Below are 17,639 nucleotides of genomic sequence, written 5' to 3'. Positions count from 1 at the left end.
TCGTTTTAGATCGCGTGCCTTTGAGCCTCGGACCTGAATGTCAATCGACGACGATGTAGCGCTTCTCGAGCGTGTCCCGACACTGCGCCTGTTGGGAGACGCTTCGTTGCGCATGCTGGCGATCGGCTCCGAGCAGCGTGACTTCGTCCGCGGCGACGTCCTGTTCAATCTCGGCGACGATGCCGATGCCGGCTTCGTGGTCCAGCGCGGCGCCTTCCGGGTCGACGACGGTGCCGGCGCGGAGATGATCGCAGGTCCCGGTGCTCTGATCGGCGAGCTGGCGCTGGTGGTACCGATGAAGCGGCCGTCGAGCGCGATCGCACTGGAGCACGCCACCGTCATCCGCGTCGCGCGCAGCCTGTTTCAGCGCGTGCTCGAAAGCGACCCTGCCGCCGCCGTCCGCCTTCGCGACGAATTCGCGGTTCGCTCCAGCCAGATCGCCAGCGATATCCTGATGGCGGGCGCGAAGCTGACGTCGTAGTCCTGAGAAGCATCCGTAGCCCGGATTTCGCTGCGCTCCATCAGGGCTGCAAGATCACACCTCCAGCGTCACCGTGACCGGCACATGGTCCGACGGCCGTTCCCAGCTCCGCGCATCGCGAAGAATCTTGAAATCGCTGACCGTGTCCTTCAGCGCGCGCGAGACCCAGATGTGGTCGAGCCTGCGGCCACGGTCGCCGACGGTCCAGTCCGCGGAGCGATAGCTCCACCAGGTATAGACTTTCTCCGACATCGGAATGCGCTCGCGGGCGACGTCAACCCACTCGCCGGCGACGAGCGCGGCTTGCAGCTTCTCGGTTTCGACTGGCGTGTGCGAAACCACTTTCAGAAGCTGCTTGTGCGACCAGACGTCGTTCTCATGCGGGGCGACGTTGAGATCGCCGACCAGGATGTGGCGATCCTCGCCGCGCGGATGCAGCGGCTCGCACGCCTTCATCTCGTCGAGAAAGCGGAGCTTGTGATCGAATTTCTCGTTCAGCGCGGGATCGGGAATGTCACCGCCGGCCGGCACGTAGAAATTATGCACCACCAGGGGCTTTGCGATCCCGGCCTTCTCTCCGAACGACACCGAGATGTGGCGTGAATCCACCTTGTCGCAGAAGGTGCGGATGTCCTTCGACTCGAACGGAATCCTCGAGACGATGGCGACGCCGTGATAGCCCTTCTGCCCGTTCAGCGCGACGTGCTCATAGCCGAGCCGCTTGAAGCGCTTCAACGGAAAAGCGTCATCGATGCACTTGGTTTCCTGGAGACACAGCACGTCCGGTCGCGCGCTCTTGAGAAATTTCGCGACCAGATCGATGCGCAGCCGCACCGAATTGATGTTCCAGGTTGTCAGGGAAAAACGCATGAGATTGATCTAACAAACTCCATCCGTCCTGGCCGGGCTTGACCCGGCCATCCACGCCTTTTTGTAGGTCCAGAACGTGGATGCCCGGGACAAGCCCGGGCATGACGATCGTCGGAGCAGCGAGTAGGTCTCAGCCCGGCGCGGGGCCGTAATTGGTGAAGTCGATCTTGAACATGCCGGGATCGAGCTTCTTGCTCGTGTCGAGATTGTAGACCGCGATCGTGGTGTCGTAGCCCTGCGGGTCGGTGACGGTCCATTGCTTGAGCTGGCCGTCCTTGGCGCCGAACATCAGCATCAGGCGGCTGGTGCCGACCAGCGCCTGCTTCTCCTCGATGGTGACGCTGACGAAGACGTCGTCGGCCGAGACGTTGACGACGTTGGTGTCCTTCATCAGGTCGATGCGGTCGGACAGCAGGAACCGCAGCGGTGTCTGCGACAGCGGATAGACGTCCTGCGTCGCGAGCTTGCGGTCGCGCACCACCAGCGACGATCCGTCGGCGACGATGTCGATCGGGCTCGGCGCGTCATATTCGAAGCGCACCTTGCCCGGCTTCTGGATGTAGAAGTCGCCTTGCGTCTTGCTGCCGTCGGGGCCGACCTGAACGAAATTCCCGACCAGCGTCGACAACGACGACAGGTAGGCGCTGACCTTGGCGGCCTGGGCCTTCTGATTGGCATCGAAGGTCTGGAAGATGCTGCTCGGCACGTTGCGGCGCGGATCCGGAATCACCGGATTCGGCGGCGTCTGGGTCGCGCCGGTGATCGACGGGCCGCCGGCGGTGGCACCGCCATCGCGGCCCTTCGGCGCGGGCTTCGGCACGGGAACGGTCTGCGCGAACGACGTCGCGGTCACCATCGCGGCGGTGACGAGAAGCACGCCGGCCATGCGCGCGCTTCGCGCAGCGACGATGGCAGCGAATCGAATGTCCGGATGTCTGATCAACGCGTCGTCCTGTGTGGCTGGGCGCCCTTTTAGCGTGATTTCGGCCAAAAGCAGATAACGTTTTTGCGTGAAATGGTCGTCTGAGGCGGCTCGCCTCACATATGGCTGTCTTCTTCCTCGACCAGAATCTCGCGCTTGCCGGCGTGGTTGGCGGGTCCGACGATGCCTTCCAGTTCCATGCGCTCCATCAGCGATGCGGCGCGGTTATAGCCGATTTGCAGGCGGCGCTGGATGTAGCTGGTCGAGGCCTTGCGGTCGCGTTTGACGATGGCAACGGCCTGCGAGAACAGATCGCCGCCGCCGTCCGCACCCATGCCGGAGGCGTCGAACACCGCGCCATCCTCGCCCTCGGTGGGCTCTTCGGCGGTAACGGCTTCGAGATATTCCGGCTGTCCCTGCGTCTTGAGGTGGCGCACGACCTTCTCGACTTCCTCGTCCGACGCGAAAGGTCCGTGCACGCGGCTGATGCGACCGCCGCCGGCCATGTAGAGCATGTCGCCCTGGCCGAGCAGCTGCTCGGCGCCCATCTCGCCCAAAATGGTGCGGCTGTCGATCTTGGACGTCACCTGGAAGGCGATGCGGGTCGGGAAGTTCGCCTTGATGGTGCCGGTGATGACGTCGACCGACGGCCGCTGGGTCGCGAGGATCACGTGCAGGCCGGCGGCGCGCGCCATCTGCGCGAGGCGCTGCACCGCGCCTTCGATGTCCTTGCCGGCAACCATCATCAGATCGGCCATTTCGTCGACGATGATGACGATGTAGGGCAGCGGGTCGAGCGAGAGTTTCTCTTCCTCGTAGATCGCCTTGCCGGTCTCCTTGTCGAAGCCGGTGTGCACCGTGCGGGTGGGCTCTTCGCCCTTGGCCTTCAATTCGAGCAGGCGCGTGTTGTAGCCGTCGATGTTGCGCACACCGAGCTTGGCCATGTTCTTGTAGCGCTCTTCCATCTCGCGCACGGCCCATTTCAGCGCGACCACCGCCTTCTTCGGGTCGGTCACGACCGGCGTGAGCAGGTGTGGAATGCCGTCATAGACGGAGAGCTCGAGCATCTTCGGATCGACCATGATCAGTCGGCACTGGTCCGGGCGCAGCCGATAGACCAGGCTGAGGATCATGGTGTTGATGGCGACCGACTTGCCCGAGCCGGTAGTGCCGGCGATCAGCATGTGCGGTGTGCGCGCGAGGTCGATGATGACGGGGTCGCCGCCAATGGTCTTGCCGAGGCAGAGCGGCAGCTTCGCGACCGTGTCGATGGTTTCCTTGGCCACCAGCAGCTCGCGCAAATAGACTTTTTCGCGATGCGCGTTCGGCAGCTCGATACCGATGGCATTGCGGCCCGGCACGACGGCGACACGCGCCGACAGCGCGCTCATCGAACGGGCGATGTCGTCGGCCAAGCCGATCACGCGCGACGACTTGATGCCCGGCGCCGGCTCCAGTTCGTACAGCGTGACGACGGGACCCGGATTGGCCTTCGCGATATCGCCGCGCACGCCGAAATCCTGCAGCACGCCTTCGAGCGCGCGCGAATTGGCTTCCAGCTCGGCCTTGCTGAGCGGCTGGCGATCGCCGGCCTTGGGGGCGGCCAGCACGGACACGGACGGAAGCTCGAACTTGTCGGAGGATTTCCTGGAAGCGGCCTTCGGCGCAGCCTTTTTGCGCGGGGCGCGCGCGGCCGGCTCCTCCTCTTCTTCCTCCTCGTCCTCTTCTTCGTGATCGTCCTCGTCGTGCTCGTCTTCGGACTGCGGCGAGATCGACGGTGCGGCGCGGCCGCCACCGAGATTCGGCTCGTGGCGGCTGAACGCAACGGCCTTGGTCTTCGGTCCGCTCGAGACCAGCGAGCGATAGGCGGCGCCGAGCAGCCAGATCAGCCGCGCCTTCGTGCTCATGACTGCGTGGAACAGCCAGCCCAGCGACACCGAACCGCGATCGCTGTCCTCGTCCTGGTCGAGCGGCTTGTCGTCATCCTCGATCTCCGCGAGCTCGTCATCATGCTCGCGTGCGCCGAGGCCGCAGGCGATCAGGAAGGTCGCCGCCATCGCGGCGAACAGGATCGTGCCCAGCACCATGCAATAGATCGTGCCCGGCGGTCCGAAAATCACCGCGGGCGCGCGCACCAGGGCATCGCCGACCACGCCGCCGAGGCCGGTCGGCAGCGGCCAGGCGCCGCCATGCGGCCAGCAGCTGACGAAGCCTGCCGCGATCACCGTGCAGAGAATCCAGGAGCCGAGCCGCAGCGCTTCGCGGTCGAACGGACGATGGGTCAGCATGCGCCAGCCCCAGACCGCGACGGTCAGGACCAGCATGATCGCGCCGAGCCCGAGGATCTGCATCGCAAGGTCGGCGCCGATCGCGCCGGCATAGCCGAGAATGTTGCGGATCGGCCGCGACGTCGCGTGGCTGAGGCTCGGATCCTGCACCGACCAGGTCATCATCGCCGCCGAGGCGACGCCCGACAAGGTGATCAGGCCGAGACCGCTGAGCTCGCGCACACGCCGCGCCAGCCCCTCGCGGATCGACGGCGGCAGATGGCCGACCAAGGGAATGACACGTTCGATTGCCGACATGCTCATGGGCCCCGCCTAACCCAGAGTCTCGACCAGACGGTGCAGAGCCTGCGCCGTGGTCTCGCCATCCTGCACCAGCGCAAGGCGAATGTAGCCTGCACCGGGATTGAAGCCGTCGGGCTGGAGCCGCGCCAGATAGCTACCGGGCACCACGCGCACGCCTGCTTCCGTGAAGAGTTTTAGACACACAGACACGTCGTCGCCGATTTCGGACGTGTTGAGCCAGACGCAGAAGCCGGCATCGGGCCTGCGATAATCGTAACGATTGCCGATGATCTGGTCGGCGAGATCGAACTTGATCCGGTAGAGCCTGCGATTCTCCTCGACATGCGCCTCGTCGCCGTAAGCAACTGTCGCGACATGCTGGAGCGGAACCGGCACCTGCGGCGCCGCAATGTTGCGCAGCTCGAGGAACATGCCGATGAACTTTTTGTCGCCGGCGGCAAAACCGACGCGCATGCCCGGCAGGTTGGAGCGCTTCGACAGCGACTGGAACGCGACCACGCGGGTGAAGTCGGGGCCGGCGCATTCCAGCGCACTGCCCGGCGCCTCGCGGGTGTAGATTTCCGAATAGCACTCGTCGCTGAGGATCACGAAGCCGTAGCGATCGGCGAGGCTCTTCAGGCGCGTGAAATAATCGCGCGACGCGACCGAGCCCTGCGGATTGGCGGGTGACGCCAGATAGAACGCCACCGTGCGCGCCAGCGTCGCCTCGTCGATTGCGTCGAGATCGGGCAGAAAACCGTTCTCGACCGTGGTCGGCAGAAAGATTGGCTCGCAAGCGGCGGCGCCGGCGCCCGCGCCATAGACCGGATAGAACGGGTTCGGCATCAGGATGGCGGGTTTGCCGGGACGCGGGCCGACATAGCGCGCGGCCGCGATCGCGGCGAGGAACAGCCCCTCGCGGCTGCCATTGAGGACGAGAATCTCGCTCTCGGGGTCGAGCGGCCGCGGCAGCTTGAAGCGCGACGACAGCCAGGCGCCCGCCGCCTTGCGGAACGGGTCGGTGCCCTTGTTCGCGGGGTAACGGCCGAAATCGGCGATGTGCTTGGCCAGCACCGGGCCGACGAAGTCCGGCACCGGATGCTGCGGTTCGCCGACCGCAAGCGAAATCAAGGGCTTGCCGGGTTGATGCGGCGCCAGCAGCTCGTTCAGCCGGACGAAGGGCGAGCGTTCGGTATCGGAGCTTCCACCGGCCTGCGGCGCGCGGGATGAAGCGGTCATAGCCATTCTGGGCGCCAGCACTCTTGGAACAGCCGGTCGCATGGATACGCCGGCGGGAAGCGGTTCAGTTCACCATAGATAGGGCGAGGTTAAGACGCGATTAACCATCGGTCGCCGCCCCCGTCCAGAGCAGGAATAATGCGGCCGGATAACAGCGGGATGCATGGCCGCGCTGGCGCGGACCGCGGCAAGCAACCGATGCGCCGGACCTCTCAGCGACCCCGGCGGCGCCTAATGACCCGGCAGCTTCTCGAATGTCGCCATGCCCGCGGGGATCGCGTGAAACTCCTGCTTGTCGCAGGTGTAGATCGCCATCTGCGGATGGAACTGTTTTGGCTCGTCCAGCGTACCGACCTTCACGATCGTCGCCGGCAGTCCCGGCACTTTCGTCACCAGATGCGTGCCGCATTCGGCGCAGAATTCGCGCGTGACGGCGCGCTCGAGGTCCTTGCGCGTGAACTGCTTGGGCTGTCCGGTGATGTAGCTGAAGCCGGCCGCCGGCATCGCGATGAAGGTGTTGGGCGCGCCGCCCGAGATGTACTGGCACTCGCGGCAATGACACTGGGCCTGCATCATCGGGTCGCCCTCGGCGACATAGCGCACTTCGCCGCAATAGCATCTGCCTTCCAAACGCATGACGACCTCCCGATTGTTGTTTCTTGTGGTTGATATTTCTGCGCCGGCTGCCTGGAATGGCAATCTTTTTCTTTCGCCTGGACGGACCAAGACAGACCGCCTGCAGCCGGTTCGTGCACTATCTCTTGGCAAGTCCGCAGCCGTTGAATCCCCGGCCGCGCCAGCACCCGCTGCTCATGCACTCGGCTTCCAGCCGTGGACAAGCGGTTGAAGCGCAATCCGCGCGGCCGCCCATACTGACGCATGCCGTGGCGCACCTGCTTCGCATGAACGAACAGCTCATGCCACTTCCGGTCTGCCGCGGTTGCCCTGCTCCGGCCTGATCTGGCGGCAGCACGGCCGTCTTGTCCTCGCGCTTGGGCGCCCGCTTCGAATCAGGTTGGCCCGGACTTGCAGCGGGGCTCTGTGTCGTCAGCTTGGAGAGTTCCATCCGACACGGTCGGCTGGTCTCGGTGCGGACGCCGGCGCCGGTGGTTCCTTTCAGCTCGAGTGCGAGCTTGTACTGATGGGGCGCGCCGGCGGTGCGGCGCAGCGGATCATTCTCGCCAATCAGCCCGCTGACGGTGACCGTCGCGCTGCCGTCCGCTTCGATCTTCCCGTCATAGATTGTCGCACCGGGCTTGCCCTCTTCCCCGGAGAGAGTGTGCAGCACGCCATCCTTGACGCGCAGCGCATATTGGAAATAGGCCTCGGGAAATGGAGGCTTGTTGTCGCAAGTCTCCTTCGCGATCCAGGTTCCATCGAACGCGGTTACGCGCTTGGCGGCGTCCGCTGGTTTCGCCAAGGTCTCGATGCGTGATTTCGCCAGATCTGCGAAGGCGCAGGCCGGAAATCGTACGAGGTGATCCTTGAATGCCGCGAGCGTTCCCAGCGCTTCCGCGCTGCGCCAATGGTCTCCGGCCTCCGCGCAGGGATCGACCTGGGGCGTCGCAGGCGACAACGCCGCCGTCTCGGGCTTGCCGTTCAGGTAGAACTCGCCGAAGAACGACAGCGACAGCTCCGGCACTTGCGAGCCTTTGGAGCGCTGGTAGACGCCGGCGCTGATCGTCTGAAATACCGTGTTGACGTTGCCCTTGTCGCCGATGTGCTCCAGGAACGCGCTGGTATACGGGCTGTTGCGGCCGCTGCCGTCGTCGGCGGTCCGGCCGGCCTGTGTTGCATAGGAAATGATGGTGCCCTCGGGACTTTCCATCTTGGCGAGGCCGCGTGAGACGGTGACGCCGCGGCCCTGTCCGACGTTTCGCCGCAACTCGTCGGCAAATGGATTGTCGCGGCAGGCGTCGAGCACGAGGATGCGCAGGTTCTTGGCCTGCTGCAGATCCGCCAGGATCTCGTCTGCACGTACCAGGCGGCGCAGATCGACCTCGTCGCGAACGACGGCATCGACAGGCACCAGATAGTTGACGCCGGCGAACTGGAGCGCGTGCCCGCTGTAGTAGAACAGGGCGACATCGGCGCCGCGGGCCTCACGCGCGAAGCGAAGAACGGTCTCCTGCATGGCGGCCTGATCGAGATCGGTCGCGATGAGAGGATCGAATCCCGATCGCTTCAAGGCCGCTCCAACGTCGGCTGCATCATTGGTCGGATTGGGCAGCGCGGGAACGTTCCTGTAGGCGCTGTTTCCGATCACCAGCGCGACGCGCTTATCGGCCTGGGCTTCCAAAACGGACAGGACGAGCAGCCATGAACACAATGCGAGACGAATGAACAGGCGCATGAGATAAGCCCCAATCCGCCCATGATATTCCTCAACGCCGACACAAAGCAATTTGTGCGGGGCCTCCGCGAGGGCAAAAAGAAAGGGGCTCCAACTTGCGCTGGAGCCCCTCAACGGTCGGGACATTGCCGGGTATGTGCCCCGAACCGTAGTTGTGGGCGCGGCCCCCGAGGACGCCGCGCCCGGGAGGAGACTTACATGTTGTAAGCGCGCTCGGTGTGCTCGGTGATGTCGAGGCCTTCCCGCTCGCTCTCGACATTGGCGCGGAGGCCAACGATCACATCGACGACCTTGTAAAGGATCGCCGAACCGATGCCCGACCACACCAACGTGGTGCCGACGGCCTTGAACTGGGCGATCATCTGTACTGCGAAGTCGTAATCGGCCACCTTCGGCGGAATCGCGGTGTAGTCCATGATCCCGGCGCCGCCGAGAGCAGGATTGACCAGGATGCCGGTGCCGAGGGCGCCGACGATGCCGCCGACGCAGTGCACGCCGAACACGTCGAGCGAGTCATCGTAGCCGAGCGCGTTCTTTACGACAGTGCAGAAGAACAGGCAGATCACGCCGACCACGAGGCCGAGGACGATCGCGCCCATCACGCCGGAGAAGCCGGCGGCAGGCGTGACGGCCACGAGACCCGCGACAGCGCCGGAGATGACGCCGAGCACCGACGGGTGACCCTTGATGATCCACTCCGCGAACATCCACGACAGCGCGGCGGCTGCAGTAGCGACGAAGGAGTTGGTCATGGCGAGGGCTGCGCCGCCGTTGGCTTCGAGGTTGGAGCCGGCGTTGAAACCGAACCAGCCGACCCAGAGCAGCGAGGCGCCGATCATCGACATGGTCAGCGAGTGCGGGGCCATCAGCTCCTTGCCGTAACCGACGCGCTTGCCGATCAGCAGAGCGCCGACGAGGCCTGCGATGCCGGCGTTGATGTGCACCACGGTGCCACCTGCGAAGTCGATCGCGCCCGCCTTGAAGATCCAGCCGGCGTCGGCGTTGATCTCGTCGAGCTTGGCCTGCGCCGCGGTCTTGGCCGCCGCGTCAGTGGCAGCAGCGAGCGCCTTGGCTGCGTCCTGGATCATGTCCGGGCCGGGCCAGTACCAGACCATGTGCGCGATCGGGAAGTAGATCAGCGTCACCCAGAGCGGGATGAAGAGCGCGATCGCAGCGAACCTCATGCGCTCGGCGAAGGCGCCGACGATCAGGGCGGGCGTGATCGCCGCGAAGGTCATCTGGAAGCACATATAGATGAGCTCCGAGATGTTGGCGTCGACCGAGAAGGTCGCAGCCTTCGAATCGGTGGTGACGCCCATCATGAAGGCCTTGGAGAAGCCGCCGATGAAGTCGGAGCCGCCGGTGAAGGTGAGGCTGTAGCCGTACACAGCCCAGATCACGGTGACGACGCAGACGGTGTAGAACACCTGCATCAGGACGGAGAGCATGTTCTTGGAGCGGACGAGGCCGCCGTAGAACAGCGCGAGGCCGGGGATCGTCATCAACAGCACGAGCACTGTCGATGTCAGCATCCAGGCGTTGTCTCCCTTGTTGACCGTTGGCTCGGCATAGGCTGCGGTCGCAGCGAACATGCCGACTGCGAGAGCCGCCAATCCCGCGCCGTAGGGACGCTTAAACGTCATTGTATTCACTCCTGATTGGTAAAGGTTGAGCGCGAAATCAGAGGGCCGCTGCATCGGCCTCGCCGGTGCGGATCCGAACCGCATGGTCGAGATTGATGACGAAGATCTTGCCGTCGCCGATCTGTCCGGTTTTCGCGGCGGACGTGATGGCATCGATGGTCTTGTCGACCTGGTCGGAGGCGACAGCGACCTCGATCTTGATCTTGGGCAGGAAGCTCACGGCATATTCGGCGCCGCGATAGATTTCCGTATGGCCCTTCTGGCGGCCATACCCCTTGACTTCCGTCACCGTGAGACCGTGAACGCCGATGGCGGTCAGGGCGTCACGGACTTCTTCCAGCTTGAATGGCTTGATAATCGCCATAACAATTTTCATGGGTCCTATCCCCGCTTGGCCCGGTCCGGACATGGCCGGGCGTTTCTCGACTGGTTCGCCACGAGGGAGAAAGTTCACTACGCGGGCACAGCCAGGACCCGTAGAATCAAATGCCGTGCCAGATCGGGCGCGTTGGCTAACGGACTATGAAAACGGGTGTTTTCGCGTTTGGCGCGTATCGCGCTGCAGTGCGCTATTACGTCGCGCTCAATACCTGATCATGCCTGATTAAAATAAAGGCACGACAGGCTGCCGACACAATGGTGCTCACGCGTCGGGCAGCAGAAAGGTAACTTAGTAAGGCAGGCGCCTGTTGCAGGGCTTCTCCTGCTGTGAAATCTCGGGCCCCTCGCACTTGTGCTCACGGGAAACGCAACCGGCCAACCAGCTTGGGCGGGTCGAGGCTTGCCGGACGGTGCCGGCAGAGACCATCAGGCGGCGTCGCGCTCTGCAAAAACCCTATCAATCAGTCCCCAGTCGACCGCCTGCTGTGCGGTCATGAAGTGGTCGCGGTCCAGGGTGCGTTCCACGTCCTGCTTAGGGCGCCCGCAATGCTGCGCATAGAGCCGGATGATGCGCCGCTTGGTTTCCTGCATTTCGGTGGCATGGATCAGGATGTCGGACGCCTGGCCCTGAAAGCCGCCGAGCGGCTGATGCACGTGGAGGCTTGCATTGGGCAGCGCGGCGCGGTGACCGGGTTCGCCGGCCATCAGCAGGAACGAGCCCATGGAGCGCGCGGTGCCCATGCACAGCGTGTGGACCGGCGCCTTGATGAACTGCATGGTGTCGTACATCGCGAGGCCGCTGGTGACCACGCCGCCATAGGAATTGATGTAGAGATTGATCGGCCTGTTCGGATTCTCGGCCTCCAGAAACAAGAGCTGCGCGCAGACCAGTCCGGACATCGCGTCATTGACCTCGCCGTTGAGGAAGATGATGCGCTCGCGCAAGAGCCGCGAATAGATGTCGAAAGATCGTTCGCCGCGGGCGGATTGTTCGACGACCATAGGGACGAGCTGAAGCATGTCGCGCATCGGCGACCTCCGTTTCTGCAGGTGATGAAGTCTTTTTGCCGCTAGGCCGCGCGCATCAGACAGCAATTGGTATTGGCGGCCTGCGGCAGCTTTACGCGATCGTCGCAGGCTTGCTGGATGATGCGAACGCGGGTGCCACCAGCTTCGTTCGGTTCGATCCGGAAGATGACATGGCTTTCGCGAAACGGCGGTTCGGAATCGCGAAGCCGGTAGCGCACCTCTTTGCCCACGATCGATGATTCCGGCTCGGCGCCCGCAAGGTCGGAATCGGGTAGCCAGCGCTCGCGCAGGGCCGGAATGGTCACAGCGCGCCAGACCTTGGCCGGCGGCGCATCGAATTCATATTCGAGCACGAGCGCTGCGTCGGAGGGATCAGGCTTCACGGCGTCACTCATTGATCCATATCCTTCAAGAGATCGGCGAGGGCATCCATGCGTTTCGGCCAATAGGCGCGGTAGCGCGCAAGCCAGGCCCCGATAGCGACGATTCCTTCGGGATCGACTTCGTAATTCACAAAGCGGCCCTGGCGCTGTTCGCGCACCAAGCCTGCCCCGCGCAGCACCGCAAGATGCTGTGACATCGCCGGTTGGCTGATCTCCAATCCGTCGCGCAAAGCGCTGGCATTCAGGCTTCCGCCAGCGAGCTTTTCAAAGACCTTTCGGCGCGTCGGGTCGGCCAGTGCCTTGAAGATGTCTGCTTCGATCATGACGATACATAAGCATACACTTATGTGTTGCGCAAGCCCGAAGCGACCTCAGGCCGCCCAGCGCTTCGAGCAACCCGTCGGCAGCCTACTGCAGCGCCTCGCCGTGCTGCGAAATATCCAGTCCTTCGAGCTCGTGCTCGCGGGATACGCGCAAGGGCACGAACAGGCTGACCAGCTTGAGCAGGACAAAGCTCACACCCGCCGACCAGACGAAGGTGACGGCGACCCCACAGAGCTGGATCAGCAGCTGTTGCGGATGGCCTTCGAGCAGGCCGGCGGTGCCGCCGATCGCGCTGGTTGCGAACACGCCGGCCAGCAGGGTGCCGGTCATCCCGCCGATGCCGTGGACGCCGAACACGTCGAGCGAATCGTCATAGTCGAAGCGGTGCTTCAGCCAGGTGCAGGCCCAGTAGCAGACGAGGCCTGCGATCACGCCGATAACGATACCGTGCCAGGGCGCTACGAATCCCGAGGCCGGCGTGATGGTGCCAAGGCCGGCCACCGCGCCTGAGATCATGCCGAGCACGGAAGGCTTGCGCCGCGTCGACCATTCGATCGCGGCCCAGGTCAGCGCGCCGGAGCAGGCTGCGAGATGAGTCGCGATGATCGCCAGCACCGCGCGCGAATTGGCCGCGCCTGCCGAGCCGCCGTTGAAGCCGAACCAGCCGACCCACAACAGGCCGGTGCCCATCACCGCAAGCGACAGATCGAACGGTGAAAGATTTTCGGTGCCGTAGCCATGACGGCGTCCCATCACCTTCGCGGCGACGAGGCCAGCGGTGCCGGCCGACAGATGCACCACGAGGCCGCCGGCGAAATCCAGCACGCCCATGCCGGCGAGGAAGCCGCCGCCCCAGACCCAATGCGCCAGCGGAATGTAGACGAAGATGAACCAGGCGACGGAGAACAGCAGATAGGCGGAGAACCGCATCCGGTCGGCAACCGCGCCCGCGACCAGCGCCACCGTGATGATCGCAAACGTCATCTGGTACAGCATGAACAGCGCTTCCGGGATCGTCTTCGCCGCCGGGTTGACGCTGTCCATGGTCATGCCGGCGAGGAACCAGCGGTCGAGCGTGCCGATCCACGGGCCGTCGCCGACGAAGCACAGCGAATAGCCGAACGCGACCCAGAGAATGGAGATGATCGTCACCGCGGCGAGGCTTTGCGCCATGGTGGCGAGCACGTTCTTCTTGCGCACCATGCCGGAATAGAACAGCGCGAGCCCCGGGATCGTCATCATCAGCACCAGCGCGGTGGCGACGATCATCCAGGCGGTGTCGGCGGTGTTGATCTCGGAGCCTGCGGCGCGCGCCGGCGAAGCCATGATCGACACAAACCCGATCGGCGCGGCCATAGCAGCCGCGCGGCGCAACAATCCCGCCATGTCGATTTCCCCCAGCATAGTGATTGCGTCGCACGCTGCGGCGCCGTTGCCCGGTGCGATCTAGATAAGAATTAGTCCCTGTCTCACCGCACTCCACCCTCATCCTGAGCAGCCCGCGACAAGCAGGCGTCTCGAAGGATGGCCGCGGGCGAGTGCCGGGCCTTCATGGTTCGCCCGGCGATGCAAAGCATCGTCCGGAAACGCGTTCCGCGCTCCTCACCATGAGGGTCTTCAGAGCGCGTCGCTGTCGGTTTCGCCGGTGCGAATGCGGATCGCGTGATCGATCGGCGTGACGAAGATCTTGCCGTCGCCGATCTGGCCGGTGCGCGCCGTCGCGGTGATCACGGCGACGGCCTTCTCGGCGATATCGGAGGCCACCGCGATCTCGATCCGGAGCTTGGGCAGGAAGTTCACGACATATTCGGCGCCGCGATAGATTTCGGTGTGGCCCTTCTGACGGCCATAGCCCTTCACCTCGGTCACGGTCATGCCGTGGACGCCGATCGCCGTCAGGGCCTGACGGACCTCATCGAGCTTGAAGGGTTTGATGATCGCGACGACGAGTTTCATGGTCAGGCCTATTCCCCGGGGATGCGCCGCGCCGTATGTCCCCGGCGCTGCGTCAATCTGGCATCTTTCCGGGCAGATGGCATAAAAAACTTGCAGATTGAAGCGGAAAAACGTGGAGCCATGTGAACGGCCGCCTCTGTACAGGGCAGCCGTTCATCCTCCACAATGCGTTTTTGGCATGGATGCGGTGAACCCAAGCGTCCCGGCCGGTACATAAGTATGTTTGAGGGGGGACGCATCATGGCGAATTGGTTCTACGCATCCGAGGGCAAGCAGCAGGGGCCCTATCCGGAAGGGCAATTCCGCGACCTGGCCGCCCAGGGAATTGTGCGCCCGGATACGCTGGTGTGGTCGGAGGGCATGGCCGGCTGGCAGAAGGCCGCCGAAATCCCCGGCCTGATCGGCGGCGGCGGCGGTGCGCCCCCGACGATGCCGGCCGGTGGACCGCCGATGATGGGCTCCGGCGGTTATGCTGGCGGTGGCGGCGGAGGATCGCTGGCGGTCGATTTCGGCATCCTCGAGTTCACCTGGCGCAGCATCGTGATGCTGATCGGCATGTGCTTCATCATCCCGGTGCCGTGGGTGTTCGTCTGGTACACGAAATGGATCGTGTCCTGCGTGCAGGTCCCCGGACGGCCCAATCTCAGCTTCACCGGCAATGCGATGGCGCTGGTGCCCTGGTATTTCGGATTCATCGTTCTGGCGATCGTGATCGGCTACATCGGCGTCCCGTTGCTGAGCAATTTGATATTCATCGCCCAGATCGTTCTCTACTGGCTCCTGATCAAATGGATGGTCGCGAACCTCGCCTCCAACGGGCAGCCGCTCGGCCTGAGCTTCACCGGCACGGTCTGGGCCTATGTCGGCTGGAGCCTGCTGTTTGCGATCTCCATCATCACCATCATCGGCTGGGCCTGGGTCGCCGCGGCTCAGATGCGCTGGTTCTGCCGCAGCATCGAAGGCACGCGGCGCGAGATCGTCTTCAACGGCAGCGGTCTCGGGATTCTCTGGCGGGGCATCGTGGCCGCATTCCTGTGCGGCTTCATCATCCCGATCCCCTGGGTGTATCGCTGGATCATGAACTGGTTCGCGTCGGAGACTGTCCTGGCTCCGCGAGGATCGCTCCGGGCATGACCGCCTATGCCTCTGGGGTTTTCCGTTCGCGCACGGAGCCTTCCTGCGCGACGGAGGCGACCAGCGTGCCATCGGCCTTGAAGATCGAGCCGCGGGTCAACCCGCGGCCGCCTCGCGCGCTCGGCGAATCCTGTGCGTAGAGCAGCCATTCGTCCGCTCGGAACGGACGGTGAAACCACATCGCGTGGTCGAGGCTCGCGGGCATCATGCGCTTGTCGAACAGGGTGCGGCCGTAGCGTGCCATGATCGCGTCGAGCAGCGAAAAGTCCGACGCATAGGCCAGCGCGCACATGTGCAGCGCCGGATCGTCCGGCAGCGTCGCTGCGGTCTTGATCCAGACGTGGATGCGGCCGTCCTCGATCTTCTGTCCGAAATAGCGGCCGAGCTCGACCGGGCGCAGCTCGATCGGACGGTCGGATTCATAGTAGCGGCGGATGAACTCCGGCATCTCCTTGAACATCGGCTGCTTCGCCACCTCCTCCGCGGTCAGCTTTTCCGGCGGCGGCACGTCGGGCATCTTGTCCTGGTGGTCGAACGCGCTCTCCTCCTCGGCATGGAACGACACCATAACCGAGAAGATCGCGTTGCCATGCTGGATCGCGGTGACGCGGCGCGTCGAGTAGCTCTTGCCGTCGCGCAGGCGCTCGACCTGGTAGATGATCGGGATCTGCGGATCGCCCGGCAGGATGAAATAGCAGTGCAGCGAATGCGGCAGCCGGCCCTCCACGGTGCGGCAGGCCGCAACCATCGCCTGTCCGATCACCTGTCCGCCGAACACCCGCTGCCAGCTGGTCTTGGGGCTGTTGCCGCGGAACAAATTCACCTCGAGCTGTTCGAGGTCGAGGATCGAAATGAGGTCGATCAGGCTTTTGGACATGGTGGTGCTTTCAAAATGCCTCGTCATTCCGGGTTGGTGCTTGTGCGCGCCCCGGAATGACAGCTCGGGCCGTTCCGCCCTTGTTTCACCGCACTGTTTCGCCCACCTCAAGTCTGCTAGCAAGACCAGGATTTGGCCGGGAATTGGGTATGTCAGTACAGGGTAGCATTGTCATCGGTGGCGGCGCGTTTGCGGGCCTTGCGCTGGCCCTGGCGCTGCGCCAGGGGCTCGGCCCCGGGACCCCCGTCATCGTCGCCGACCCCGCGCTCTCCACACGTCCAAGCCGAGACCCGCGCGCGACCGCGATCGTGGCCGCCTGCCGCCGCCTGTTCGAGGCGATCGGCGCCTGGGACGACGTCAGGGGCGAGGCGCAGCCGATCCTCGACATGGTCGTTACCGATTCAAAGCTGGAGGACGCCACCCGTCCGGCGTTCCTCAACTTTGCCGGCGACGTCGCGCCGGGCGAGCCGTTCGCGCATATGGTCGAGAATCGCCGCCTGATCGATGCGCTGGTGGTGCGCGCCGAGGCCGAGGGCATCGATCTCCGCGCGACCACCGTGTCGTCTTACGACGCGCGTTCCGAGGGCATCGACGTGACGCTCGGTGACGGCAGTGTCATTGCGGCGAGCCTCCTGGTTGCGGCAGACGGTGCGAAGTCGAAACTTCGCGAGCGCGCCGGCATCGCCACCCATGGCTGGGAATATGACCAGTCCGGCATCGTCGTCACCGTCGGGCATGAGCGCGATCACGAGGGCCGCGCCGAAGAGCATTTTCTGCCCGCTGGTCCGTTCGCGATCCTGCCGCTATCGGGCAAGCGCTCCTCGCTGGTGTGGACCGAGCGCCGCAGCGAAGCCGCGCGCATCATTGGCTTGAGCGACGAGGAATTTCACGGCGAGCTCGAGCGACGCTTCGGCCTGCATCTCGGCGAGGTGAAGGCGCTCGACAAGCCGCGTGCGTTCCCGCTGTCCTATTTCGTCGCGCGCTCCTTCATCGCCCAGCGTCTCGCGCTGGTCGGAGATTCCGCCCACGTCATCCACCCGATCGCGGGCCAGGGTCTCAACATGGGGCTGAAGGACGTCGCCGCGCTGGCCGAGGTCGTGGTCGATGCCGCGCGGCTCGGCATGGATATCGGCGGCGCCGACGTGCTCGAACGTTACCAGCGCTGGCGGCGCTTCGACACCATGGCGATGGGCGTTGCCACCAACTCGCTGAACTTCCTGTTCTCCAACCAGTCGACGCTGCTGCGCACGGTGCGCGACATCGGCCTCGGCCTCGTCGACCGCGCCCCGCCGCTGAAGAACCTCTTCATCCGCCAGGCCGCGGGTTTGACCGGTGAGATACCGCGGTTGTTGAAGGGCGAGGCGTTGTAGGATTTTCGGTAACTGCCCAGGTCCGTTTGCTCGGTTAGGCGACGCTGAGTTTGTGGATGAGTTGTGTGGGGCATCGGGACAATGTTTCGAGCATGTTCCATCCGCGC

At 64.3% G+C, this 17,639-nt stretch carries 17 protein-coding genes; 3 read left to right on the top strand and 14 right to left on the bottom strand.

Going from position 1 to position 17,639, the window contains the following annotated elements; genetic code table 11:
• Window positions 1-37 precede the first annotated feature (37 nt).
• Window positions 38-481, top strand: coding sequence for a cyclic nucleotide-binding domain-containing protein (locus IVB27_RS39245; protein ID WP_247447912.1), 444 nt, complete (start codon window positions 38-40; stop codon window positions 479-481).
• A gap of 54 nt (window positions 482-535) precedes the next feature.
• Here IVB27_RS39245 and xth read toward each other — a convergent pair whose 3' ends face one another.
• The 13 genes from xth to IVB27_RS39180 form a co-directional block, all read right to left on the bottom strand.
• Window positions 536-1,351: an exodeoxyribonuclease III gene (gene xth / locus IVB27_RS39240; protein ID WP_247352542.1), complete on the bottom strand. Its 816-nt coding sequence runs from the start codon at window positions 1,349-1,351 to the stop codon at window positions 536-538.
• Between the two features lie 130 nt (window positions 1,352-1,481).
• Window positions 1,482-2,237, bottom strand: a complete 756-nt coding sequence (locus tag IVB27_RS39235) for an outer membrane lipoprotein carrier protein LolA (protein WP_247352892.1) — start codon at window positions 2,235-2,237, stop codon at window positions 1,482-1,484.
• A 152-nt stretch (window positions 2,238-2,389) separates the two neighbouring features.
• Complete coding sequence (locus tag IVB27_RS39230; RefSeq protein ID WP_247447911.1) at window positions 2,390-4,864, bottom strand: DNA translocase FtsK; 2,475 nt, start codon at window positions 4,862-4,864, stop codon at window positions 2,390-2,392.
• A 9-nt stretch (window positions 4,865-4,873) separates the two neighbouring features.
• Window positions 4,874-6,088: an aminotransferase class I/II-fold pyridoxal phosphate-dependent enzyme gene (locus tag IVB27_RS39225; RefSeq protein ID WP_247447910.1), complete on the bottom strand. Its 1,215-nt coding sequence runs from the start codon at window positions 6,086-6,088 to the stop codon at window positions 4,874-4,876.
• Between the two features lie 225 nt (window positions 6,089-6,313).
• On the bottom strand, window positions 6,314-6,718 hold the full coding sequence (locus tag IVB27_RS39220; RefSeq protein WP_247352536.1) for a GFA family protein: 405 nt from the start codon (window positions 6,716-6,718) through the stop codon (window positions 6,314-6,316).
• 118 nt (window positions 6,719-6,836) lie between these two features.
• A complete protein-coding gene (locus tag IVB27_RS39215) occupies window positions 6,837-8,435 on the bottom strand; it encodes a caspase family protein (RefSeq protein WP_247447909.1) in 1,599 nt (532 codons plus the stop codon).
• A gap of 194 nt (window positions 8,436-8,629) precedes the next feature.
• Window positions 8,630-10,078 (bottom strand): ammonium transporter, encoded by a 1,449-nt coding sequence (locus IVB27_RS39210; protein WP_247447908.1) that lies wholly within the window; start codon window positions 10,076-10,078, stop codon window positions 8,630-8,632.
• A gap of 37 nt (window positions 10,079-10,115) precedes the next feature.
• Window positions 10,116-10,454 carry a P-II family nitrogen regulator gene (locus IVB27_RS39205; RefSeq protein ID WP_008142813.1) on the bottom strand — a complete coding sequence of 113 codons (339 nt, stop codon included), beginning with the start codon at window positions 10,452-10,454 and terminating at the stop codon, window positions 10,116-10,118.
• A gap of 431 nt (window positions 10,455-10,885) precedes the next feature.
• The gene (locus IVB27_RS39200) at window positions 10,886-11,488 is read right to left on the bottom strand and encodes an ATP-dependent Clp protease proteolytic subunit (RefSeq protein ID WP_247447907.1); all 603 of its coding nucleotides are present in this window, start codon (window positions 11,486-11,488) and stop codon (window positions 10,886-10,888) included.
• 41 nt (window positions 11,489-11,529) lie between these two features.
• Window positions 11,530-11,883, bottom strand: coding sequence for an SRPBCC family protein (locus tag IVB27_RS39195; protein WP_247447906.1), 354 nt, complete (start codon window positions 11,881-11,883; stop codon window positions 11,530-11,532).
• Window positions 11,880-12,194 (bottom strand): ArsR/SmtB family transcription factor, encoded by a 315-nt coding sequence (locus IVB27_RS39190; RefSeq protein ID WP_211394987.1) that lies wholly within the window; start codon window positions 12,192-12,194, stop codon window positions 11,880-11,882. The genes IVB27_RS39195 and IVB27_RS39190 overlap by 4 nt, the downstream gene beginning before the upstream one ends.
• An 85-nt stretch (window positions 12,195-12,279) precedes the next feature.
• Entirely contained in the window at window positions 12,280-13,581 is a 1,302-nt protein-coding gene (locus IVB27_RS39185; protein ID WP_247447904.1) for an ammonium transporter, read from the bottom strand.
• A gap of 231 nt (window positions 13,582-13,812) precedes the next feature.
• Entirely contained in the window at window positions 13,813-14,151 is a 339-nt protein-coding gene (locus tag IVB27_RS39180; protein ID WP_007604102.1) for a P-II family nitrogen regulator, read from the bottom strand.
• Between the two features lie 240 nt (window positions 14,152-14,391).
• Here IVB27_RS39180 and IVB27_RS39175 point away from each other — a divergent pair, with 240 nt between their 5' ends.
• Window positions 14,392-15,285 (top strand): DUF4339 domain-containing protein, encoded by an 894-nt coding sequence (locus IVB27_RS39175; protein ID WP_247447903.1) that lies wholly within the window; start codon window positions 14,392-14,394, stop codon window positions 15,283-15,285.
• 4 nt (window positions 15,286-15,289) lie between these two features.
• On the opposite strand, the gene tesB is transcribed toward IVB27_RS39175, so the two are convergent.
• Window positions 15,290-16,162, bottom strand: a complete 873-nt coding sequence (gene tesB / locus IVB27_RS39170) for an acyl-CoA thioesterase II (RefSeq protein WP_247447901.1) — start codon at window positions 16,160-16,162, stop codon at window positions 15,290-15,292.
• A gap of 149 nt (window positions 16,163-16,311) precedes the next feature.
• Between tesB and IVB27_RS39165 the strand changes: the two genes are divergently transcribed.
• On the top strand, window positions 16,312-17,532 hold the full coding sequence (locus tag IVB27_RS39165; RefSeq protein WP_247447900.1) for a ubiquinone biosynthesis hydroxylase: 1,221 nt from the start codon (window positions 16,312-16,314) through the stop codon (window positions 17,530-17,532).
• Window positions 17,533-17,639: the final 107 nt, after the last annotated feature.

This window comes from Bradyrhizobium sp. 197 (assembly GCF_023073375.1).
Taxonomy (GTDB): Bacteria; Pseudomonadota; Alphaproteobacteria; order Rhizobiales; family Xanthobacteraceae; genus Bradyrhizobium.
Note: the sequence above shows the minus strand (reverse complement) of the source record. Positions and strands in the feature narration are given on the sequence as shown.